This is a genomic window from Neorhizobium sp. R1-B, from assembly GCF_004368875.1.
Taxonomy (GTDB): Bacteria; Pseudomonadota; Alphaproteobacteria; order Rhizobiales; family Rhizobiaceae; genus Neorhizobium; species Neorhizobium huautlense.
The window spans coordinates 26,518-48,148 of sequence record NZ_SOEM01000007.1 but is presented as its reverse complement, the minus strand read 5'-3'; the positions used below and the strand labels follow the sequence as shown (position 1 = coordinate 48,148).

At 62.1% G+C, this 21,631-nt stretch carries 22 protein-coding genes and 1 tRNA gene; 14 read left to right on the top strand and 9 right to left on the bottom strand.

All coding sequences use genetic code 11. The annotated features are described in order from the left end of the window. The first annotated feature begins 71 nt into the window (after nt 1-71). Nucleotides 72-629, top strand: a complete 558-nt coding sequence (locus tag EDE05_RS12205; RefSeq protein WP_105372665.1) for an HNH endonuclease — start codon at nt 72-74, stop codon at nt 627-629. 18 nt (nt 630-647) lie between these two features. Here EDE05_RS12205 and EDE05_RS12200 read toward each other — a convergent pair whose 3' ends face one another. Together EDE05_RS12200 and EDE05_RS12195 are read right to left on the bottom strand one after the other, a co-directional pair. After that, nucleotides 648-1,163, bottom strand: a complete 516-nt coding sequence (locus EDE05_RS12200) for a disulfide bond formation protein B (RefSeq protein ID WP_105372664.1) — start codon at nt 1,161-1,163, stop codon at nt 648-650. A gap of 164 nt (nt 1,164-1,327) precedes the next feature. Beyond that, nucleotides 1,328-1,412, bottom strand: a tRNA-Leu gene (locus tag EDE05_RS12195). A gap of 140 nt (nt 1,413-1,552) precedes the next feature. Between EDE05_RS12195 and EDE05_RS12190 the strand changes: the two genes are divergently transcribed. After that, entirely contained in the window at nt 1,553-3,187 is a 1,635-nt protein-coding gene (locus EDE05_RS12190; RefSeq protein ID WP_132410919.1) for an AMP-binding protein, read from the top strand. Here the strand turns inward: EDE05_RS12190 and EDE05_RS12185 are convergent, their stop codons facing one another. The 3 genes from EDE05_RS12185 to EDE05_RS12175 all read right to left on the bottom strand — a co-directional run bounded on the left by EDE05_RS12185 (nt 3,188) and on the right by EDE05_RS12175 (nt 7,444). Next, nucleotides 3,188-4,465 (bottom strand): GNAT family N-acetyltransferase, encoded by a 1,278-nt coding sequence (locus EDE05_RS12185; protein WP_132410921.1) that lies wholly within the window; start codon nt 4,463-4,465, stop codon nt 3,188-3,190. Nucleotides 4,466-4,467: 2 nt separating this feature from the next. Further along, complete coding sequence (locus EDE05_RS12180) at nt 4,468-5,880, bottom strand: lipopolysaccharide biosynthesis protein (RefSeq protein WP_132410992.1); 1,413 nt, start codon at nt 5,878-5,880, stop codon at nt 4,468-4,470. 112 nt (nt 5,881-5,992) lie between these two features. After that, entirely contained in the window at nt 5,993-7,444 is a 1,452-nt protein-coding gene (locus tag EDE05_RS12175; RefSeq protein WP_132410923.1) for an MFS transporter, read from the bottom strand. Nucleotides 7,445-7,586: 142 nt separating this feature from the next. Here EDE05_RS12175 and EDE05_RS12170 point away from each other — a divergent pair, with 142 nt between their 5' ends. Beyond that, nucleotides 7,587-8,504, top strand: coding sequence for a LysR family transcriptional regulator (locus EDE05_RS12170; protein ID WP_132410925.1), 918 nt, complete (start codon nt 7,587-7,589; stop codon nt 8,502-8,504). Nucleotides 8,505-8,523: 19 nt separating this feature from the next. On the opposite strand, the gene secA is transcribed toward EDE05_RS12170, so the two are convergent. Then, entirely contained in the window at nt 8,524-11,235 is a 2,712-nt protein-coding gene (gene secA / locus EDE05_RS12165) for a preprotein translocase subunit SecA (RefSeq protein ID WP_132410927.1), read from the bottom strand. 249 nt (nt 11,236-11,484) lie between these two features. Between secA and EDE05_RS12160 the strand changes: the two genes are divergently transcribed. From EDE05_RS12160 to EDE05_RS12135, 6 genes are all read left to right on the top strand, one after another. Beyond that, a complete protein-coding gene (locus EDE05_RS12160) occupies nt 11,485-12,366 on the top strand; it encodes a peptidylprolyl isomerase (protein WP_112795656.1) in 882 nt (293 codons plus the stop codon). Between the two features lie 65 nt (nt 12,367-12,431). Beyond that, nucleotides 12,432-13,673 (top strand): bifunctional glutamate N-acetyltransferase/amino-acid acetyltransferase ArgJ, encoded by a 1,242-nt coding sequence (argJ, locus tag EDE05_RS12155; protein WP_112795654.1) that lies wholly within the window; start codon nt 12,432-12,434, stop codon nt 13,671-13,673. A gap of 5 nt (nt 13,674-13,678) precedes the next feature. Further along, nucleotides 13,679-14,461 (top strand): GNAT family N-acetyltransferase, encoded by a 783-nt coding sequence (locus tag EDE05_RS12150; protein ID WP_132410929.1) that lies wholly within the window; start codon nt 13,679-13,681, stop codon nt 14,459-14,461. Then, nucleotides 14,458-14,871, top strand: a complete 414-nt coding sequence (gene mutT / locus EDE05_RS12145; RefSeq protein WP_112795650.1) for an 8-oxo-dGTP diphosphatase MutT — start codon at nt 14,458-14,460, stop codon at nt 14,869-14,871. Before EDE05_RS12150 ends, mutT begins: the two co-directional genes overlap by 4 nt. Before the next feature lie 108 nt (nt 14,872-14,979). Then, nucleotides 14,980-15,297 (top strand): hypothetical protein, encoded by a 318-nt coding sequence (locus EDE05_RS12140; protein WP_132410931.1) that lies wholly within the window; start codon nt 14,980-14,982, stop codon nt 15,295-15,297. Between the two features lie 59 nt (nt 15,298-15,356). Beyond that, complete coding sequence (locus tag EDE05_RS12135; protein WP_132410933.1) at nt 15,357-15,530, top strand: Flp family type IVb pilin; 174 nt, start codon at nt 15,357-15,359, stop codon at nt 15,528-15,530. 5 nt (nt 15,531-15,535) lie between these two features. On the opposite strand, the gene EDE05_RS12130 is transcribed toward EDE05_RS12135, so the two are convergent. Further along, a complete protein-coding gene (locus tag EDE05_RS12130; RefSeq protein ID WP_112795644.1) occupies nt 15,536-16,408 on the bottom strand; it encodes a methyltransferase domain-containing protein in 873 nt (290 codons plus the stop codon). Between the two features lie 59 nt (nt 16,409-16,467). Between EDE05_RS12130 and EDE05_RS12125 the strand changes: the two genes are divergently transcribed. The 4 genes from EDE05_RS12125 (at nt 16,468) to EDE05_RS12110 (ending at nt 18,863) form a co-directional block, all read left to right on the top strand. After that, nucleotides 16,468-17,244: a ComF family protein gene (locus EDE05_RS12125; protein WP_132410935.1), complete on the top strand. Its 777-nt coding sequence runs from the start codon at nt 16,468-16,470 to the stop codon at nt 17,242-17,244. A gap of 69 nt (nt 17,245-17,313) precedes the next feature. Next, on the top strand, nt 17,314-17,571 hold the full coding sequence (gene grxC / locus EDE05_RS12120; protein WP_132410937.1) for a glutaredoxin 3: 258 nt from the start codon (nt 17,314-17,316) through the stop codon (nt 17,569-17,571). Between the two features lie 12 nt (nt 17,572-17,583). After that, entirely contained in the window at nt 17,584-18,438 is an 855-nt protein-coding gene (locus EDE05_RS12115; protein WP_132410939.1) for a carbon-nitrogen hydrolase family protein, read from the top strand. After that, nucleotides 18,435-18,863: a DUF1178 family protein gene (locus EDE05_RS12110; protein WP_132410941.1), complete on the top strand. Its 429-nt coding sequence runs from the start codon at nt 18,435-18,437 to the stop codon at nt 18,861-18,863. The genes EDE05_RS12115 and EDE05_RS12110 overlap by 4 nt, the downstream gene beginning before the upstream one ends. Before the next feature lie 184 nt (nt 18,864-19,047). Here the strand turns inward: EDE05_RS12110 and ubiG are convergent, their stop codons facing one another. Together ubiG and EDE05_RS12100 are read right to left on the bottom strand one after the other, a co-directional pair. Then, nucleotides 19,048-19,794: a bifunctional 2-polyprenyl-6-hydroxyphenol methylase/3-demethylubiquinol 3-O-methyltransferase UbiG gene (ubiG, locus tag EDE05_RS12105; RefSeq protein ID WP_132410943.1), complete on the bottom strand. Its 747-nt coding sequence runs from the start codon at nt 19,792-19,794 to the stop codon at nt 19,048-19,050. Between the two features lie 18 nt (nt 19,795-19,812). After that, entirely contained in the window at nt 19,813-20,232 is a 420-nt protein-coding gene (locus EDE05_RS12100; protein WP_132410945.1) for a hypothetical protein, read from the bottom strand. Between the two features lie 489 nt (nt 20,233-20,721). Between EDE05_RS12100 and EDE05_RS12095 the strand changes: the two genes are divergently transcribed. After that, complete coding sequence (locus EDE05_RS12095) at nt 20,722-21,624, top strand: dienelactone hydrolase family protein (RefSeq protein WP_132410947.1); 903 nt, start codon at nt 20,722-20,724, stop codon at nt 21,622-21,624. The last annotated feature ends 7 nt before the right edge of the window (nt 21,625-21,631 follow it).

The window sequence follows — 21,631 nt, the reverse complement described above, 5'->3', positions numbered from 1 at the left end:
TGGGCTTCACAATCCTGTAACAACGGACCTAATATAGAAAGTACAGATGCCGAATCGGGTAGGAGCGTCACTTGACGATTGCAGTCTCCCCGCAGGCCCTGCCGGCGCTCGTTCTGAACGCTGACTACCGGCCGCTGAGTTATTATCCCTTGTCGCTGTGGTCCTGGCAGGACGCGATCAAGGCGGTTTTCCTCGACCGGGTCAATATCATCGCCGAATACGAACACTCGGTCTGCTCTCCAAGCTTCTCCATGAAATTGCCGAGCGTCGTCAGCCTGAAGACCTATATTCAGCCGACCCGCAACCCTGCCTTCACCCGGTTCAACGTCTTCCTGCGGGACAAGTTCGAGTGCCAGTATTGCGGTGAAAACGATGATCTGACCTTCGACCACGTCATCCCGCGCGCCCATGGCGGAGAAACCACCTGGGAAAATGTCGTGGCCGCCTGCTCGCCCTGCAATCTCAGGAAGGGCAGCAAGCTGCCGAAGCAGGCCGGCATGTTCCCGCATCAGAAGCCTTATCAGCCGACGGTACAGGACCTGCACAACAACGGCCGGCTTTTCCCGCCGAACTACCTGCACGAAAGCTGGATGGACTATCTCTACTGGGATACGGAACTGCAGCCGTGATCTCGGCCGGAGGCCGCCTCAGGCGGCCTTTTTGGCGCCCAGAAAGGCGATCCCGGCAAGAATGACGCTGGCAAGGACATTCCAGCCGGCAAATGACAGGCCAAGCACGCGAAGGGCTGCTTCCGTGCAGGAGGGGCCGTGGACGGTGTTGAGGTCCGAAAGCAGGCTGCCGGCATTGGTTGTGACGCCGGCCCCGCCACCGCAACTCGCCGGTCCCTCCCAGAAGGCCCATTCTACGCCGGAGTGATAGACGCCCATGCCAGCGCCGACCAGCATCATCACGCCAATGACAAGGAGGGTTGCGCGCGTGATCCAGCCCGGCAGGCTAAGAGCCGACGCAATGATCCCGAGGATGCCGACCGGAATGCCGTAGTAATAGGGATCGCGCTGCAGCAGGCAAAGCGCGCAGGGGATATAGCCGCCGATATACTGAAAGGCGAGCGCGCCTCCGACAGTTGCTGCCATGCCCACAGTGACGGCAACGGCGTAGCCCATTCCGGCGTGGGATCGAGGGGCGGAAGCTGTCAGCGCCATAAACTTTTCCTCACTGATGTTGGCTCACTTAGAGCAGATGCAGCCGCGCTGTAAATGATCGCACAGGAGACAAATTGTCTCCGCTCCGCCACTTTTTCGTGAGTTTGCGGAGGATTTGTGGTGCCCGCTTTTCTCAAGTGGGTCGAACGACATCTCTTGGAGAATGGTGCCCCGTGCCGGAATCGAACCAGCACTCCTTTCGGAACCTGATTTTGAGTCAGGCGCGTCTACCAATTCCGCCAACGGGGCACTTCGGTAGTGGCAAGCGCTCTATCACGAGGCCGTAGCGTCTTGCAAGATTGAAGTGCTCATTGCGTGGTGGGTTTGTCCCTCTTGTATTTCAAACTTCGAAGATGTTAGCTGGTGCAGCAAAATGAGAAGCACTGCACATGAAACTGCCTGCCGGCACCTCCTATGAGGAGATCTATCGCAATTTCGCCTGGGACATCCCGCCAAGGTTTAACATGGGCGAGGTGGTCAGCGATGACTGGGCGGCGAAACATCCGGACCGCATCTGCCTGCAGCACTTCAGCCCCGATGGCGCGCATTCTTCTCTCACCTATGGCGAACTTGCGGCGCGCTCCGCCTCGCTTGCGAATGCCTTTGTTTCGCTCGGCCTGAAGGCCGGCGATCGGGTCGCGCTTCTGCTGCCGCAGAGCTTCGAGACGGTGATCGCGCACGTCGCTATCTATAAGATGGGCGCAATCGCGCTGCCGCTCGCTCTACTCTTCGGCGCCGAGGCGCTCGAATATCGCCTGAGGGCATCGAGCACGGCGGCGATCGTCACCAATGCCTTCGGCCTCTCGCGCCTCACCGAACTGCGCGAGCGGCTGCCCGATCTGAAGCATGTCATCGTCACGTCGGATGTGGCCCCGCAGGGGAAGCTTGTTTCGCTTGCGGAGTTGATATCAGCCCATCCGTCGGATTTTGCCGTTGCGCCGACCGGGCCTGACGATCCTGCACTGATGATCTTCACCTCCGGTACCACAGGCCCGCCGAAGGCGGCGTTGCACGGACACCGGGTGCTGGCCGGCCATATTCCAGGCTTTCAGCTGGCGCATGAATTTGCACCGCAGGCGGGCGACCGGATCTGGACGCCGTCCGATTGGGCCTGGGCAGGCGGTCTGCTCAACGTGCTGATGCCGGCGTTGATGCTCGGCATTCCCGTCGTCTCCTCGCCGGCCCAGAAATTCGACGCGGACATGGCCTTCCGCATTATGGCGGAAATGGATGTCCGCAACGCCTTCATCCCTCCGACGGCCCTGCGTCTTCTGAAGGCGGTCGAAAGACCGCTGGAGAAATACGATCTGAAGCTGCGCACGATCGCCTCAGCCGGTGAGGCGCTTGGCCGGGAGACCTACGACTGGGCCAAATCGGCACTCGGGCTCACCGTCAATGAGTTCTACGGCCAGACGGAATGCAATTTCGTGCTCTCCTCGGCCGCCTATCTCGGCGTGTCGCGAGGCGGCGCGATCGGCCGTCCGGTGCCCGGGCATATCGTCGGCGTCATCGATGAAAAGGGCATGGAGCGTCCCGTCGGACAGATCGGGCAGATCGCCATCCGCCGGCCGGACCCGGTGATGTTCCTCGGCTACTGGAACGACGAGGCGGCGACCGAATCCAAGTTCATCGGAGATTGGCTCGTGACGGGCGACCTCGGCCGCCGGGACGAAGAAGGTTATGTGGAATTCATCGGCCGCGACGACGACGTCATCACCTCGTCCGGCTACCGCATCGGCCCGAGCGAGATCGAGGACTGTCTGAGCGGCCATCCCGCCGTTCGTCTGGCGGCGGTGGTCGGCAAACCCGATCCGGTCCGCACGGAAATCGTCAAGGCCTATATCGTCGTCGCACCCGGCTATGATCCGAGCCCGGAACTGGCGGCGGAGATCCGCGAATGGGTGAAGACGCGGCTTTCCATGCACGAATATCCGCGCGAGGTCGCCTTTGTGGACGAGATACCGCTGACGACCAGCGGCAAGGTCATCCGACGGCTGCTTCGTGAAAAAGCCGCCGCGGAGTGATCATTCCGAGCGGCCGGCGATCGACAGGATCTTCTCCCTGAGGATGCGGGCCATGTTGCGGGTGTTGCGGTAAAGGTGAAGCTGCGCCGCCACCTGGCGCACGTCGCGGTCGCCGTTCTGTTTCAGCCCGATCACCAGCGTACCCATCTCCTCGCGTTCCTCCCAGAAGCGGCTCATGATCGGGTGATCGGGGACGGCGCAGCTGTCAGTGCGGGTGATGTTGGCGTCTTCAAGATGCCATTCCGTCAGCTTCATCATCAGAAGCTTGCCGGGCGAATAGGAGGAGAAATTCTCGTCATAGGCCGTTTTCCAGGTATAGGCTTCGCCGGCCATCAGGAAGACGACGAGAGAGGCGATGGCGCGGCCGTCGAAATCGACCGTATGGATGCGCACGGCATCGACTTCGGCAAGATTGGTGATCGCTTCGCGGGCAAAAGCCGAGCGGAAGCGGTCATTGATGAGTGCGGAACGCCTGCGCCCCTTCCAGCCTTTCGCCTCGAGCAGCAGGAATTCCTCCATGCGCAGCCGGACCTCCTCCGGCTGGCGGGCCACCGAATAGGCAAGGGTGCCGCGGGCTGCCAGGTTGCGCCAGACGCGGCGCATCTCCCGGAAATGATGCGGAGAGACCGCATGTTTCAGATAGGCTTCGCCATCGAGCAGACTCTCCAGCATCGGCCGCCGGAACGGATCGGTGACCGCCACCGGCAGGTTGCGTCCGATGGCGACAGCCTTGGCTAACTGGGCGAAATGGCCATTGAGGCGAACGTCAGGCAATACCAGCACGCCCGGAAGCCGCGCTTCCCTGAGGATGAGGGCCTCGAAGAGATTGTCGATCGTTTCGGCGGCATCTTCGGCATCGACGAGCGGGGTGCCGAGCGGGCCGAAGGGATTGGCCCAGGTGCGGAGGATCGATGCACCCATCGAGAAGCCGGGTTTTTCGATGGTGAACGGCATCAGCAGTCTGAGACGGCTGCGCGCCCCGCTTTCATCGCGGATCAGCGCCAGGCGAACCTGCTTGTCCTCCACCCGCGGCATGGCGGGCGCCAGCAACCTCGCTGAGAAGAAGATATTGGGCTCCATGGCCCGATTGGAGAGGAACTCTAGTTCTTCCTGGAGATCGTAGCCGAAGGCAGCCGGATAGAGGCAGAGTTCACGGCCCGACCGGCCGATCGGCAACCGGGTGTCGGCGTCGGGGCGTTCGACACGAAATCTCTGTATCGGCGGAAAATGTCCGCCGCCATTGCCTTCGAATTCGCCGCTGATCGGTGGTTGAGCCATGGTCAGGAAGCCTTTGAAGGAACGGAGGGCATAGGCTCGGCAAATGCGAAGAGCACGATGCCGAGCGTGCGGCGCACGGCGATATGCAGCAGCACCGCCTCGATCATCATTGCCGATGCCGTTGCCGCCGCCGCGCCGACAAGTCCGAAATGGGAAATGAGCGCGATGTTGAGGCCGATGCTGGCCGCAAGGGTGATGGCATAGAGCAGGACACAGAGGTTCTGGTGTCCCGCCATGCTGAGCAGCACCTCGCCAGGCCCGACCATGGATTTGGCGAGGATGCCGGCAAAGAGGATCGCCATCAGCCAGTAACCGGCGGTGAAGGCGCTGCCGAAGAGCGAGAGCAGCAGATCGCCTGCGGCAAGTGCCAGAAGACCGACGGCAAGCGACGGCCAGAAACTCCAGCGAGCCATCTGTCCGGCAAAGGCTGCGAGCGCCGCCATGTCCCCTTCCGCCAGGATGGCGGAGAACCGGGGGCCGGCGGCGGCCTTGATGGAGAAATAGACGAACTGGACGAGCACGATCGTCTTGGCGGCGGCGTAATAGATGCCCACCTGGTCGGGCGGCAGGTAGAGGCCGACGACCACGACATCCGCATTGGTCAGCAGGAAGCCGATGCCGTCCACCAGAAAGAGCGGCAGCGAATAGCGGAACCAGGCGCCCATTTCGAAACGCCTGGGGCCGATCCCGTAGAGCCGGCGCAGGCGAAGCGTCAGGCGCAGAAGCTGCAGGAGCGTCGTCACATAGGTTGCCGCAAGTGCTGCCTCCATCGCCGTCACGGCGGTGCGTGGAGCGCCGAACCACAGGGCGGCTAGCATAAAGACGAGGATCAGGGTCGGACGGATGAGGTAGGTGGGGCTCAGCGCAGTCACCGTCCAGCCGTTCGAACGCGCGGTCCCGTCCAGCACGTCTCCGAGCGCGATCATCGGCATGGTGAAGAAGGCAAGCGAGATTGGCACCAGGTAATAGGCCTCGAGCCTGCCCTCGAAGACCTGCAGGAAGACTAAGCCGACAGCGCCGATGAAGCTCGCCGAGCCGAAAGCCACCAGGCGGACGGCCAGATTGAGACCGCGCACGGTCTCCACTTCGCCGCGGGCCTTGTGCTGGTGCAGGAAACGGATCACGGAGGTGTGGAAGCCGAGGCAGGAGAGGTTGCCGGCAAGCACCACGACAACCCAGACGAAGGCGAAGATGCCGTATTCGAACTCGCCCATCAGGCGGGCGAGGATGATCTGCGAAACGAACGCGATTGCAGCACTGAAAATGCGGATAACGAAGGCGATCAGCGCCCGGCGCTGGGCACGTGCCGTCTCGTCCTCATCGGTCAGGATCGTCTCGAGCTTGCGCGTCAGCGGATGAAGCCGGGCGCGTAAGCCTGGCGGCAGCAATCTCTCCGCTGTTTCGATGACCGCCATGATGGGCACGCAATACTCGTAGCGACGACGGGAACAATTGCGAAAGTGTTGCCACAGCAGGGTTAAGAAAGGGTTCGTCGGATGGCTAAAAAGCCCGGCGGCGCCGGATAACTCAAGGTGTTTCGACGGGTGAGGCGGGGCGGCTCGCTGCTATATGCTTTGCTGCCGCGACCGCAAGGGCGACGACGACCAATCCGGCAGCGGTTGCGAAAGCGGCTTGCATCCCGACGGCGGTCGCATCGGCGGATGCCGCCGTTATGTCGCCTGCTCCGGACATCGCCGCGAATATGGCACCCATGACGGACGCCCCGGTGGTGAGGCCGAGATTGCGCGACAGGTTCAGCAAGCCCGCCGTCAGGCCTCGCTGATCCGGCGGGATATCCGCCATGACGGCTGTGTTATTGGCAGCTTGGAATAAAGCATAACCGGCGGTCATGACGGCCAGCGGTGTTACATAGGCCCATATGCCAAACGTTCTCGGCAGCATCGCCAGCGCGACGGAACCCGCCATCATCGCCAGGAGGCCAGCAACCGTCGCGCGGGCGGAGCCGAAGTGGTCTACCAGGTGGCCGGCTGGCCAGCCGGTCAGGGCGGAGACCACGGGGCCGGTCGACATGGCAAACCCCACCAAAGCCGCGTTGAGCCCAAGCGATCGGGAAAGGTAGAACGGGCCGACAACAAGCGTCGCCATGATCACCGTCGAAACGAGCGTGCTCATCGCAAGGCCGGCAGCCAGCGATGGATCGCGCAGCATTGCCGGCCGGACCAGGGGGGATACCGTTCTGGTTTCGGCGAATAGAAACAGGCAAAATCCGACGATCGCTGCTACGAGCAGCGCGGCGTTCAGTGGCCCGAAGCTGCCATGTCCGAGCGTTGTGGCGAGTGCGTAAGCCAAAAGCGCCAGCCCCAGCAGCGCCGTCCCCCGGATGTCCAACTGCGGTTTGCCCTGACGCTCCGTTGCCGGCGCATGGGAGGGTAGATAGCGGTAGGCAAGAACGAAGGCGAGCGCCGCAAGCGGAACGGCAACCAGAAAGATCGCTCGCCATCCGCTTGCCGCGATCAAAGCACCCCCGAGCGACGGGCCAAGGGCCGTACCGACTGCCGACATGGTTCCGAGCAGCCCCATGGCGCTGCCGGCTCTCTCCTTCGGCACGATCTCCCCGACAATCGCCATGGAAAGCGCCATCATGATCGCCGCTGCAAGACCCTGCGCCGCCCGCGCAGCAATGAGCACGGCGAGCGTGGGCGCGGCGCCGCAGGCGATGGAGGCGAGCATGAACAAGCCGAGCCCAATGAGCAGCAACCGCCGCCGGCCGACAATATCGCCGAGCCGCCCGACACTGACGATCAGCACGGTGATTGCAAGGAGGTAGGCCAGCACGACCCATTGTACCTGCTGGAAGGAGGCGCCGAACGCCGGCCCCATCGCCGGGAGACCGACATTGGCGATGCTGGTTCCGAGCGAGGAGAGCAGCATGGCAAGGGAAACGGCCGCGAGTGCGCCGCGCGGGGCACGCAATTTCTCGCCGCTGGCGGCTACGGCTCGTTTTCTATCGCTTTGCATGGTCACACCTTCCGTTTCTGCAGCTGGGATCAGCGCAGCAAACGTAGCTCGTTCTCGATATATGGCAGAAGGCGCATCATTTGCACTCAATTCGTGCGTTTTACGCCATGTCAGGCCGAAACCGTTGTGCTATCTTCGGCGCATGTCGCATCCCGATCTGAACCTGCTCGTCACCCTCGATGTGTTGCTTGCCGAAGGCAGCGTGGCCCGCGCGGCCAGGCGCCTGCGTCTCAGTCCGTCCGCCATGAGCCGGGCACTGGCGCGACTGCGGGACACGACGGGGGATCCGCTTCTGGTCAGGGCTGGTCGCGGCCTGGTGCCGACACCCCGCGCCCTTGAACTGCGCGAACGGGTCGGTCAGCTCGTGCAGGATGCCGAAGCGGTTCTGCGGCCTGCCGAAAGCCTCGATCTCAAAAAACTCGTCCGGACGTTCACGCTTCGCAGCAGCGATGGTTTCGTCGAGAATTTTGGACCGGAACTCATTGCGTTGGTCGGAGAACAGGCTCCTGGCGTTCAGCTGCGTTTCATACCGAAGCCGAACAAGGAGAGCGGCCCCTTGCGTGATGGCACGGTCGATTTGGAAACGGGTGTGATCGGGGCGGCAACTGGTCCGGAAGTCCGCGTCCAGGCGTTGTTCAGGGACCGTTTCGTCGGAGTGGTGCGGATGGGCCACCCGCTGAGCCAGGGCGAGATGAACCTTTCCCGCTACGCGGCGGGCAGGCATGTGCTGGTGTCACGACGGGGTTTCGACAAAGGCCCGCTCGACGAGGCGCTCGAGGCCCAAGGGGCGAGGCGGGAGATTGTCACGATCGTCGGGGGTTTTTCCGCGGCTCTGGCTCTGGCGCGGGCTTCGGATCTCATCGCCACGGTTCCCGAGCGTCATACCGGCAATCTGCGCAAGGGGCTGTTCAGCTTCCCGCTTCCAGTTCCGATGCCGGAGATAACGGTATCGCTGCTCTGGCACCCCCGGATGGATGCCGACCCCGCCCATCGATGGTTGCGCAGCTGCGTTCGGGATGTCTGTGCGGCTTCGGCGCGGGAACAACGCGCCGAAGCCTGACGCCAGCTTATCTCAAGTCTCAGACCTGTTCGAACGCGCCGTGGCAGTGCTTGTATTTCTTGCCCGAGCCGCAGGGGCAGGCTTCGTTGCGGCCGACCTTGCCCCAGGTGGACGGGTCTTCCGGGTGACGGTCCTGCGGCGCGGCGATGAAGTTTTCGCCATCCTGGCCGGTAAACTGGTCTTCGCCCGTGGTCGGATCGATATGATGTCCTTCGAAGACCGGCGGCGGTTCCGGCGGCTCGGGGTTCTGCACGAGTTCGACGCGCATCATCTGGGCCGTCACTGCTTCGCGCAGGTTAGCGAGCAAGGCCTGGAAGAGCTCGAAGGCCTCGGCCTTGTATTCCTGCAGCGGATCGCGCTGCGCATAACCGCGGAAGCCGATGACCGAACGCAGGTGGTCGAGATTGACGATATGTTCGCGCCACAGGTGGTCGAGCGTCTGGAGCAGCACGGAGCGCTCCACATAATTCATGATATCGGCGCCGAAGCGTTCGCGGCGATCGGCGGCAGCCTTGTTTGCCGCCTCGGTAATGCGCTCGCGGATGTCGTCCTCGCCGATGCCTTCTTCCTTGACCCAATCCTCGATCGGCAGATCCAGGTTTAGCTGGCGGCCGACGTCTTCGCGCAGCCCCTGCGCATTCCACTGTTCGGCATAGGCGCGCTCGGGAATGTGCTTTGCGACGAGAACTTCGATCACCTCGGTGCGCATTTCCTCGACGACTTCCGAAACGTCTTCGGAGTCCATCATCTCGAGGCGCTGCTCGAAGATAACCTTGCGCTGGTCGTTGGTGACGTCGTCGTATTTCAGAAGGTTCTTGCGGATGTCGAAGTTGCGGGCTTCCACCTTCTTCTGGGCACGTTCCAGCGCCTTGTTGATCCAGGGATGGACGATCGCCTCGCCTTCCTTTAGGCCGAGCTTCTGCAGCATGCCGTCCATGCGGTCGGAGCCGAAGATGCGCATCAGGTCGTCCTGGAGCGACAGGTAGAATTTCGAGCGGCCCGGATCGCCCTGACGGCCGGAACGGCCGCGCAGCTGGTTGTCGATGCGGCGGCTTTCGTGGCGCTCGGTGGCGATGACGTAGAGGCCGCCGGCGGCAAGCGCCTTTTCCTTGAGCTGCCTGACCTCTTCGCGGATGGCGGTTTCCTTGGCAGAGCGTTCTGCCGGATCCTCGATCCCCTCCAGTTCGCGCTCAAGGCGCATCTCGATATTGCCGCCAAGCTGGATGTCGGTGCCGCGGCCGGCCATGTTGGTGGCGATCGTCACCGCGCCCGGCACGCCGGCCTGGCTGACGATATAGGCTTCCTGTTCGTGGTAACGAGCGTTCAGAACCTGGAAGTTGTCGAAGCCGGACTGGCGCAGCATGGTCGCCAGCAATTCCGACTTCTCGATCGAGGTCGTGCCGACGAGGACCGGCTGGCCGCGCTCGTGAGCATCCTTGATCTCTGCGATGATCGCCTTGAATTTCTCGTCGAAGCTCCGGTAGACCTCATCGTCTTCGTCGATACGCTGGATCGGCATGTTGGTCGGCACTTCGACCACTTCCAGCTTGTAAATGTTGCCGAATTCCTCCGCTTCCGTCGAAGCCGTACCGGTCATGCCGGCGAGCTTTGCGTACATGCGGAAATAGTTCTGGAAGGTGATCGAGGAGAGCGTCTGGTTCTCCGGCTGGATCTGCACCTTCTCCTTGGCTTCGAGCGCCTGGTGCTGGCCTTCCGAATAACGGCGGCCGGGCATCATGCGGCCCGTGAATTCGTCGATGATGACGATCTCGCCGTTGCGGACGATATAGTCCTTGTCGCGGGTGAAAAGCTTGTGAGCCTTCAGCGCGTTGTTGATGTGGTGGACAATCGCCACGTTCTCGACATCGTAGAGGCTTTCGCCCTTCAGCAGACCCGCCTGGCGCAGCAGGTTTTCGAGCTTTTCGGTGCCGGCTTCGGAGAAATTGGCCGAGCGCTGCTTCTCGTCGATCTCGTAATCTTCCGGCGAGAGCAGCGGAATGAAAGCGTCGATCGTGTTGTAGAGTTCGGAGCGGTCATCGAGCGGGCCGGAGATGATCAGCGGCGTGCGCGCCTCGTCGACCAGGATCGAGTCCACTTCGTCGACGATCGCATAGTTGTGGCCGCGCTGGACCATCTGGCTGCGCTCATATTTCATGTTGTCGCGCAGATAGTCGAAGCCCAGTTCGTTGTTGGTGGCGTAGGTGATGTCGCAGGCATAGGCCGCGTGACGCTCCTCGTCGCTCAAGCCGTGGACGATGACGCCCGTGGTCAGGCCGAGGAAGCCGTAGAGCTTGCCCATTGTCGTCGCATCGCGGCGGGCGAGGTAATCGTTGACCGTGACCACGTGAACGCCCTTGCCGGAGAGCGCGTTGAGGTAAACGGGCAGGGTTGCCACCAGCGTCTTGCCTTCGCCGGTCTTCATCTCCGCGATTGCACCGTCGTGAAGGATCATGCCGCCCATCAGCTGCACGTCGAAGGGGCGCATGCCGAGGACCCGGCGGGACGCTTCCCGCACGACGGCAAAGGCCGGGATGAGGATGTCGTCGAGCGTCTTGCCTTCGGCAAGCAGTTTCTTGAATTCCGCAGTCTGGGCTGCGAGCTGCTCGTCGGAAAGAGCCTTGGTCTTTTCCTCAATTGCATTGATGGCGTCTATTTTCGGCTGGTAGCCGCGGAGGCGACGGTCGTTTGCCGAACCGAACAATTTGCGGGCGATGCCGCCAAGGCTGACCATACGAATGGTCCTTTCTGATCTCAGTTCTTGGGACGGCGGGCCGGGCTGCCGGTGTCGGCTTGATGACGGCAAAATGACCCGCCACGCCCGGAAACTCTTCTGGACGCGAAGTTGCGTGACAGATAAGAGGGGGGTCGAATTATGTCAACGGTGGCGGCCGATACAGAATGGCCACAATCCGGTGTTTGTGAAGGTTTTCCGGCCGGATTCAGACGTTCTGAAGCCGGCGCCCTATTGAAAGGTAAATCGATGTTGCGCCACAAATTCCTCGTAACGGCTGCGCTTGCCGCTGCGATCTTCTCCCAGGCTCCGGCATTTTCGGCGGAAGATGCCGTTGTCGCAAAGGTGGGGAGCCTGGAAATCCGCCAGTCGGAGCTCGACCTCGCAATCCAGAATCTTGACCCGCAGCTTGCTCAGCTTCCGGATGAGCAGAAGAAGGTCGCGGCTCTTTCGGGCGCCATTGACGTCAAGCTTCTGGCCTCCGGCGCGCTTGCCGAAGGCATCAAGGATACCGAAGATTTCAAGAAGCGCATGGCCTATATCGGCGACCGCGAACTCCACAATGCCTATTTCCGCAAGCACGTCATCGACGCGGTCACCGCGGAAGAAGTGAAAGCCCGCTACGACAAGGAAATCGCGGGCATTCCGAAGCAGGAAGAGGTACATGCCCGCCACATTCTCGTGAAGACCGAGGAAGAGGCAAAGGCTGTCATCGCCGATCTCGACAAGGGCAAGGACTTCGCCGAGATCGCCAAGGAAAAGTCGCAGGATTCCAACAAGGACGAAGGCGGTGACCTCGGCTGGTTCGGCCGTGGCCGCATGGTGCCGGAATTCGAGGAAGCGGCTTTCACTCTCGAAAAGGGCGCCTATACCAAGACCCCGGTTCAGTCCCAGTTCGGCTTCCATGTCATTAAGCTGGAAGACAAGCGCGACGCTCCGCCCCCGGCTCTCGATCAGGTCGAGGATCAGGTCCGTCAGCTCGTAATGCGCGACAAGTATGTGGCGCTGATCGAGAAGGCCAAGGCCGATCAGAAGGTCGAGATCATGGATGAAGCCTTGAAGAAGGGCTACGACGACGTCAGCAAGATGCGCGATGGCGGCGACGCGCCGGCCGTTCCGGCACAGCAGTAATCGTCCGAAGAGCCACCCTGAGGCCCGGATTTTCCGGGCCTTTCCTTATTGCCAGGTTGTTTCCGATGTCCGCTTCCGTTTCTCCGCTCGCTCCGAAATCCTATCCAGACATGCCAGCTCTGCGCGGCCTGCGTATGGCGACTGCCGCCGCCGGCATCAAGTACAAGAACCGCACCGACGTGCTTCTGATGGTTTTCGATAAGCCGGCTTCAGTTGCGGGGGTCTTCACCCGGTCCAAATGCCCCTCGGCTCCAGTCGATTTCTGCCGCGCCAATCTGCCGCACGGATCGGCCCGGGCCGTTGTGGTCAATTCCGGCAATGCCAATGCGTTTACGGGCGTCAAAGGCAAGGCTGCGACCGCGCTCACTGCCAGGTCGGCCGCAGAGGCCGTGGGTTGCGAGGAAACGCAAGTCTACCTTGCCTCGACCGGCGTGATCGGCGAACCGCTGGATGCGACGAAATTTGCAGGCGTGCTCGGCGAAATGTACGGCCAGGCGTCGGGCGACTTCTGGATCGAGGCAGCCAAGGCGATCATGACCACCGACACCTATCCAAAGGTGGCGACCCGCACCGCCGAGATCGGCGGCGTGAAGGTGACGATCAACGGCATCGCCAAGGGTGCGGGCATGATCGCGCCCGACATGGCAACCATGCTGTCTTTCGTGGCGACCGACGCGGATATCGCCTCGCCGGTGCTTCAGACTCTTTTGGCTGCCGGCGTCGGCCCGACGTTCAACTCGGTCACCGTCGACAGTGACACGTCGACCTCCGACACGCTGATGCTGTTTGCGACCGGTGCCGCGGCTGAGGACGGGCAGGCCCGTGTCGAGAGCGCTGACGATGTCCGCCTGGAAGGTTTTCGTGCCGCGCTCAACGATCTGCTCAGGGATCTTGCCCTGCAGGTGGTGCGCGACGGCGAAGGCGCCCGCAAGATGGTCGAAATCACCGTGACCGGGGCCGAGAGCGATGCGGCTGCCAAGAAGATCGCGCTTTCGATCGCCAATTCCCCTCTGGTCAAGACGGCCATTGCCGGTGAGGACGCCAACTGGGGCCGCATCGTCATGGCCGTCGGCAAGTCCGGCGAGATGGCCGACCGCGATCGTCTGGCGATCTGGTTCGGCGGTGTGCGGGTAGCCGTCGACGGCGAGCGTGATCCGGCCTATTCGGAAGCCGCCACCACGGCGGTGATGAAAGAGGAAGACATTCCGGTCAAAGTGGATATCGGTCTCGGCAGCGGTACCGCCACCGTCTGGACCTGCGACCTGACCAAGGAATATGTCGCCATCAACGGCGACTATCGGAGCTGACGGGATTGATACAGTCATCATCTCCGCAAGGCGACCTGCCGCTGGTGCGACGCCTCGAAGCCGTCGGCTTCCGGGCCTGGCCGGCGGCGTCCGTCGTCTATGACGGAAGCTGGCAGGTGCGACTCACCGGTGGCCATCCCTCGAAGCGCCTCAACTGCATCGTGCCGCTTGACCCTTCCGATCATCGGGACATGGCGACGCGGCTTCAGAAGGCGCGCAAGCGGTTCGAAAGCTACGGCCGGCCGCTTCTCGTCCGCGAGACGCCGCTTGCCCCGCCTCTTCTGCTCGACCATCTTAAGGCGGAAGGATGGCGGGCCTTCGAAACGGTCGACGTGCTGACTGTCGATCTTACCGCACTCGAATTGCCCGACACGCTCGACTACCTGCCGAGCCACGATGTCGGCCGGTTCACCGATGCGACGCTTGCGGTCAATGGCGAGGATGCCGCGCTGAAGCCGGCGATGGCGGAAATTCTCTCGGCGATCAAGCCGCCATCGGGCTTCTTCATCAAGGAGAGTGCCGTCGACGGGCCGATCGCGATGGCGCTCTGTGTGCAGGACAACGATCTGGCCGGGATTATTTCCTTTGCCGTCGTCGAAGCATATCGGCGAGAGGGTATAGGCACGGAAATTCTCTCCTCGGCCCTGCGCTGGGCACGTATCAGCGGCGCGCGTTCGGCCTGGCTTCAGGTCGTTGCCGACAATGCGCCGGCGCTGGCGCTCTACCGCAAGTTCGGTTTCCGCAAGGCCTATGAATACCGCTACTGGCGGCAGGACATGCCGGCATGAACGAGACCCCTCGCAAGCTCCTGCTGGTTGCCGCCTGCGCCCTCATCGATACCGACGGGCGAATCCTGCTCGCACAGCGTCCCGAAGGCAAGACGCTGGCAGGCCTCTGGGAATTTCCGGGCGGCAAGGTCGAGCCCGGCGAAACGCCCGAGGAGACGCTGGTGCGCGAACTCCACGAAGAGCTTGGCATCGTGACGAAAATCCCGTGCCTGGCGCCGCTCACCTTCGCCAGCCACACCTACGAGACGTTCCACCTCCTGATGCCGCTTTATATCTGCCGGCGTTACGAGGGCATTCCGGTCGGGAGGGAAGGTCAGGCGATCAAATGGGTGCGGCCGAATGCATTGCGGGATTATCCCATGCCGCCGGCCGACGAGCCGTTGATCCCGATCCTTCAAGACCTGCTTTGATCGTTAAAATTAGCAGAATCGAATTCATTCTGCGTTAAGGGTTCGTTTAGCCGATTGTGGCACCTTTTGGGCTCACCAAGTAACCGCGTTTTACGAGACTTCGAAGGCATGGACGAGGAATTCTGGAAGACTGCGCGGATTCGACAGCGGGCGGCGCGTGGATCCGGCAGGACCGGAGCGCTCAATATCGCGCTCCTGTTCGGCACGGCTGCCATCGCACTCGCTTTGATCGTGACGCCGATGCTGGCAGACCGCAGCGACGAGCGGATGGCGCATGTCCAGGAAGATTTCGACCGGATCACGACGGGTTCGATCAGGCCTGCCGAAAAGGGCACGAAGGTCTATACAATTCGCCGCAGCGTGCTGCAGGAAACGCCGGGCTCCATATGCATCGTGGAAGGCTACGGCTCCGGTGATGACTGCTAATTAACGATTCTACCTTAAGGTGGGGCAGATCAGAGACTTCTCGTCGAAAAGGGCTGCCCATGCGTCTCCTCCGGTTCTTCATGCGCGACGAAGGCGGGGCGACGGCGGTGGAATACGGCCTGCTGATCTCGCTCATAGCTGTCGCGCTTTTTGCCGGTTTGGGTCAGTACTACGAGGCGATGGACGCCCTTTTCGGCGGGGTCGCAGACACCTATAGCAGCGCCATGGACTAACGGGTCTACTCTGTTTCCTTACGCAGGGCATCGGCCAGCCGCATCTTCGCGGACCCTGGTTTCAGCGGTTTCTGCTGGCTTTCATGCGGTGCCCAGCCGGATGCATATATGATCGAGAAGGTCGCACGGATGCGGCCGTCCGGATCGGAATAACGTTCCGCGTAAAGTTCTGCAGCCCGCATGAAGAACGCCTTCGTCACCGGCACCCGGCTGCGGCCCGAAAGCGGGTTCGTCATGCCCATGGCGCGAAGGTCACGCATCAGCCCGAAAAGCGAATCGTAGCGGACTGTATAGGTTTCGATATCGACGACCGGCAGTGCGAAACCCGCGCGCTGCAGCAGTGCCCCGACATCGCGGACATCCGCAAAGGGTGCGACACGGGGGCTTGCGCCGCCCGTTAACTCCGCCTCGGCAGACAAGAGAACGTCGCGCAGTTCGCTGAGCGTGCCGGCACCGGGAATGGCGGCGAGGAACAGGCCATCCGGCTTCAGGGCGCGGCGAATGCGGATCAGCGCGCCCGGCGTGTCGTTGACGAGATGCAGAGCGAGCGGCGAAAGCACCAGGTTGACGGATTCCGGTTCGAGAGGCACGTCTTCCCAGGGCGCGGCCTCAATCGTCTCTCCGGGCTCAGCGAAAGCCAGGCTCGTCTCGACACGGCGCATATTGCCGATCTTCCCGGTAGCCATGGCTTCATGGGCGGCTGCGCCGATGCCGCCGTGCAATTCGACGGCCGTTTCGAAACGGCGTTCGACGACGGCAAGGCGGTCAGCCATCTCGCGCCCGGCGATCTCCAAGAGGAAAGCCGCCTTGCGGTCCGCCTTTGCCAGGGCACGCTCGCGTCTGGCCTTCACCAGCTGTTCGTCGAAGAGAATTTCCATGTCTTGCACACTCACATTCCTGCTTCGCAAAGGCGCGCTCCCTGCGTTATTGTCAAGACATGTCCGGAGAGCCAAGCACCAGCATTCTTCGTTTTGTACCACCGTTTGCCCTGACGTGGACGCGGCGGCTCGGCGATCTCGTCTATCCCCCCGCCTGTCCCGGCTGCGGCATTCTCACCGGCCGGCATGGAGGCCTCTGCCCGTCCTGCTGGCGCGAAATCCGTTTCATCGAGCGGCCGTTTTGCGAAGCCCTTGGCTTGCCGTTTTCCCACGATCCCGGGGCAGGCATGCTTTCGGCCCAGGCAATCGCCGATCCGCCGGTTTTTGACCGGCTGCGGTCGGCTGCGATCTTCGACGGAGCGGCACGCGACCTCGTACACGCGCTGAAGTATCGGGACCGCACCGATCTGGCCCCGATGATGTCCGGCTGGATGCTGCGCGCGGCCGAAGGCCATGTCGATCGCTGTGACGGCATTCTTCCGGTTCCCCTCCACCGCTCGCGCCTTGTTTTCAGGAAGTTCAACCAGGCGGCAGAACTGGGGCGGCATCTGGCCGAGAAAAGCGGCAAGCCGTTTCTGTCGTCGACGCTGGTGCGCATCAAACGCACGAGCCGACAGGTGGGGCTTTCGGCCCGCGCCCGGCAGGATAACGTTCGGGCCGCTTTCGCCATCGCGCCCGGCCGTGAGGCGGATATCTTCGGCAAGCGGCTGGTGCTCGTCGACGATGTCTATACCACCGGAGCGACGATCTCCTCCGCTACCCGCATCCTCAAGAAGGCCGGGGCCGCGGAGGTCACGGTTTTGACCTTTGCAATGGCTATTTCCACCCCTATATGACAATAGATGACAGTTCATGCGCGGCCGTCCTCCGGCTTTTCGCCCAATGGGGCTGCGCCGGAGAAAACGATGGCAGACGTGACTATCTATACCCGTGAATATTGCGGCTACTGCGCTCGTGCAAAGGCTCTGCTGGAGTCCAAGGGCGTCCGATACGTCGAACACGATGCGACCTATTCCAAGGAATTGCGCGAGGAGATGATCGGCAAGGCGAACGGCCGCTCGACGTTTCCGCAGATCTTCATCAACGGCGAGCATGTCGGCGGATGCGACGATCTTCACGCGCTCGATCGTGCGGGCAAGCTGGATCCGATGCTGGTGGCTTGAGGAGAGCAAGGGATGACATTCAAGGCAGCAGCGATCCAGATGTGTTCCGGCGTCGATCCGGAAAAGAACGCTCTCGACATGGTGCGGCTGGTACGTGAAGCCGCCGCGCAGGGGGCAATCTATATCCAGACGCCGGAGATGACCGGGGCGCTGCAGCGCGACCGGCAGGCGATGCGTGCCGCGCTGCGCGACGAGACCGGCGATATCATCGTTTCTACGGCCCGCAGCCTCGCTCAGGAACTCGGCATCCACCTGCATATCGGTTCGACCGCCATTGCGAGAAATGATGGCAAGATCGCCAATCGCTCCTTCCTCTTCGCTCCCGGCGGCCGGCAGATCGCGAGCTATGACAAGATCCACATGTTCGACGTCGATCTCGACAACGGCGAAAGCTGGCGCGAAAGCTCCGCCTATGAGCCGGGCGCGGAGGCACGCGTTGCCGATCTGCCGTTTGCCAGGTTGGGTTTTGCGATCTGCTACGATGTGCGCTTCCCCCAACTCTTCAGAACGGAAGCGCTGGCGGGTGCGGAAATCCTGACGGTGCCTGCGGCCTTTACCCGTCAAACGGGCGAAGCACATTGGGAAGTGCTGCTCAGGGCGCGAGCCATCGAGAACGGCGCGTTCGTGATAGCTGCCGCTCAAGGCGGGGTGCATGAAGACGGCCGGGAAACCTTCGGCCACTCCATGATCGTCGACCCCTGGGGCAAGATACTCGCCTCCGCCGGCGGTACAGGCGAGGCGGTCGTGCTTGCCGACATCGACATCGCCGCGGTGAAGGCCGCGCGTGGAAAAATCCCGAACCTCAAGAATGCCCGCGAATTCACCCTGGACACCGTGTCCGATGCGGCGGGAGGTGTTGCCGCTTGATCAAGTATTCTCTCAGTTGTGAAAATGCCCACACGTTCGAAGGCTGGTTTTCGACGAGCGCGGAATTCGATCGCCAGAGACAAAGCGGATTTCTCACCTGTCCGGCCTGCAACTCCGCGTCGATTTCCAAGACGCTGATGGCGCCGTCGGTTTCGACCGCGCGCAAAAAGGAAGAGAAGCGCGAGATCGTCATGGACATGGCCCGCCAGGAGATGATTGCCAAGGTCAAGGAAGCCGTCGCTGCGATCAAGGCCAGTGCCGAGGACGTGGGCGAGAAATTTCCGGAAGAAGCCCGCAAGATCCATTACGGGGAGGCGGATGCCCGCGGCATCATCGGCCAGGCGAGCCTCGGCGAGGTGAAGGATCTTCTCGACGAAGGCATCGAGGTGGCCCCGCTGCCGGTGCTGCCGGAGGATGCGAACTGATCGCACTTAGCAAAGCAATATTTCAAAGAACCCGATAGGGCTGGAGAGGTTCAACACCGCTTCGGCCCCTTCGCTTTTTTGAAGTGTAGCAGAGGTTCAGGGAATGGGCACGGTCCGGGGCGGGATTGCCAACGCTGTCAATGGATGTCTTCAACCTATGATGAAGCCCAGGCCATAGAAGCCCTCACTCCGCGCGCTTCGCCAGCAGCATATAGTTGACGTCCATGTCGGGGGAGAGGTTCCAGCGGTCCTGGAGCGGGTTGAAGAAAACGCCGGTGCGGTGGATGATTTGCATGCCGCTTGCGGATAGCGGCTTTTCCAGCTCTTCCGGACGGACAAGCTTTTCGTATTGATGGGTTCCGCGCGGCAGCCAGCGGAGGATGTTTTCGGCTGCGAAAATCGCCAGCGCGCCGGCCTTGAAAGTGCGGTTGATGGTGGCGACGAACATCAGCCCGCCGGGCCGGACCATTTTTGCGCAGGTGGTCATGAAGAAATCGACATCGGCGACATGCTCCACCACTTCCATGTTGAGAACAATGTCGAAGGTCTCGCCGGCTTCCGCCAGCTGTTCGGCGGTGACGGCGCGGTAGTCGACCGTGGTGCCGGTCTCGGCGGCATGGGTCGAGGCGATGCCGATGTTCTTTTCCGAGGGATCGGCGCCGACGACGGTCGCACCCATGCGGGCGACCGGTTCCGACAGAAGACCGCCGCCGCAGCCGATATCGAGGAAGCGCAGGCCGGAGAGAGGCAGATGGCTTCTCGGATCGCGGCCGAAATTCTCGCAGACGCGGTCGCGGATATAGGTGAGACGCACGGGGTTGAACTTGTGGAGGGGCTTGAACTTGCCCGTCGGATCCCACCATTCAGCGGCCATGGCGGAGAACCGGTCGACTTCGCTCTGATCGATGGTGCTGCGGACGGCTTCGGTCATGGTTTCATCCCCTTGGTTTCATCGTTTGAAGTCGGATGAGCGGGGGAAGAAGTCAAGAGGTCTTCGCTTCAAGGGCGGCTTGGCTGCAACCTCTCTGCAAGCCTGGAGCAGATCCAGCTCTGGAACGTCGATTGCCACCTGCTGAAGGTCGCTTCTGAGCTTGCTGTAGCGGCCGAACAACTGTGCCGCCATGTTCGCCACGCAGAATGGAAGCTCGGCGCAGGCCTTGCCGCTGAGGCCGATTTCCCGCTGGGCACGGACCGCTCCCGCCTGATGAGGCGAGGGACGCATTGGGCCACTACACATGCGTTTGCGATAACAGGCGCGCAGGTGGCAGATCCGATGGTCCAGGCACATGAGCAATGCGGTAGCGCGGCACAGTTTCTCGTGTTGCTCGGCGCGGCGTTTTTCGTATTCACTGAAATCCTGCTTATCCACCTTGCGGTTCCTTTGTGCGGGCAGACTCGTCCCTTGGTGCTGTCGCGGTTTTCCTCGGGTCAGGCCCGAGGACAGGCTATCGGCCGGGACACGTCGAGTGCCTCGTAAGTAAATTTATAGGTGACACGCGACGTGTCCCGTTCGGTGTGTTTTTCCGCGCAACTCCGGTTCCTCTGCGGCGGCCCGTTTGTCGATTGATGTTTATCAGGGCCGGTTTGTGTGCGACACACGCACGCCCCGCCGGTTCCGGCGAGAGGGGAACCATTTTCTGCGCAGCCCCTGACGACCCGCTTGCATAAGGGCGGTTCGCCAGATCACCGGTCCCGCCTCGCCGGTTATGCGGGCCGGTGTAGCCGAAGCGGGACAGGGAAATTGTAGGCGGGACTTGCTTGGACGGGGATGCGAGGGGATGGAATTTCGTCTATGTCTTTGAAAAACGGGCGGGGATGGAAGAAAATCATCCCCGGACAGCCGATGCCGGGGGAAGGAATGGGCAAGGGGACAATAACCGTTGCGCGCTTGAAGGAGCTGCTGGTTTTCGAAGACCTCACGTTGAATGTTGTCGAGAACCGGACCGAATTTCTCGACGGTTATGTTATCGAACGCCTCCAGTTCCAGCTGTCGGACGGGACGCCTGTGCGTGGCTTCCTGACGCGTCCAAGCAAAGCTTCCGTCAGGCCCGGGCCTGCTATCGTCTACGCTCATGCGCATGGCGGCCGCTACGATATCGGCGCGTCCGAATTGATCGACGGCAGGCAGGCGCTGCTTGACGCCCCCGGGCCAATGTTGGCGCGGGACGGCTATGTGGTGCTTTGCATCGACATGCCGACCTTCGGCGAACGGGCGGATCTAACGGAGGACGCGGCGGCCAAGGCGGCGCTCTGGCATGGCAAGACGCTATTCGGGCAGATGGTTTCGGAGCAGGCGGCGGCGCTTTCCTGGCTTGCGACACGGCCGGAGGTGGATCCGGCGCGGATCGGCGCGACGGGCATTTCCATGGGCGCGACGCTTGCCTATTTTCTCGCCGCGGTCGATCCGCAGGTGAAAGCGGCGGCGCATCTCTGCTGTTACGCGGATTTTGCAGCGCTTGTCAGAACCGGCGCGCATAACCGTCACGGACATTACCTGACGGTGCCGGGACTATTGAAAGAGACGTCGACCGGAGAGATTGCGGGCCTCGTGGCGCCGCGACCGCAGCTGATCTGCGTGGGCTGGGATGATCCGCTGACACCGCCGGAGGCGGTCGACATCGCCTTCGCGGAGACCGAGGCAGCCTATCTGAAGGCCGAAGCGCTCAGCGCGTTCGTCTTTCTGCCGGAGGTCGGTGTCGGGCATCAGGAGACGCCGGCGATGCGCCGGGCGGTACTGAGTTTTTTCCAAGGGTATCTTTAAACGTGTG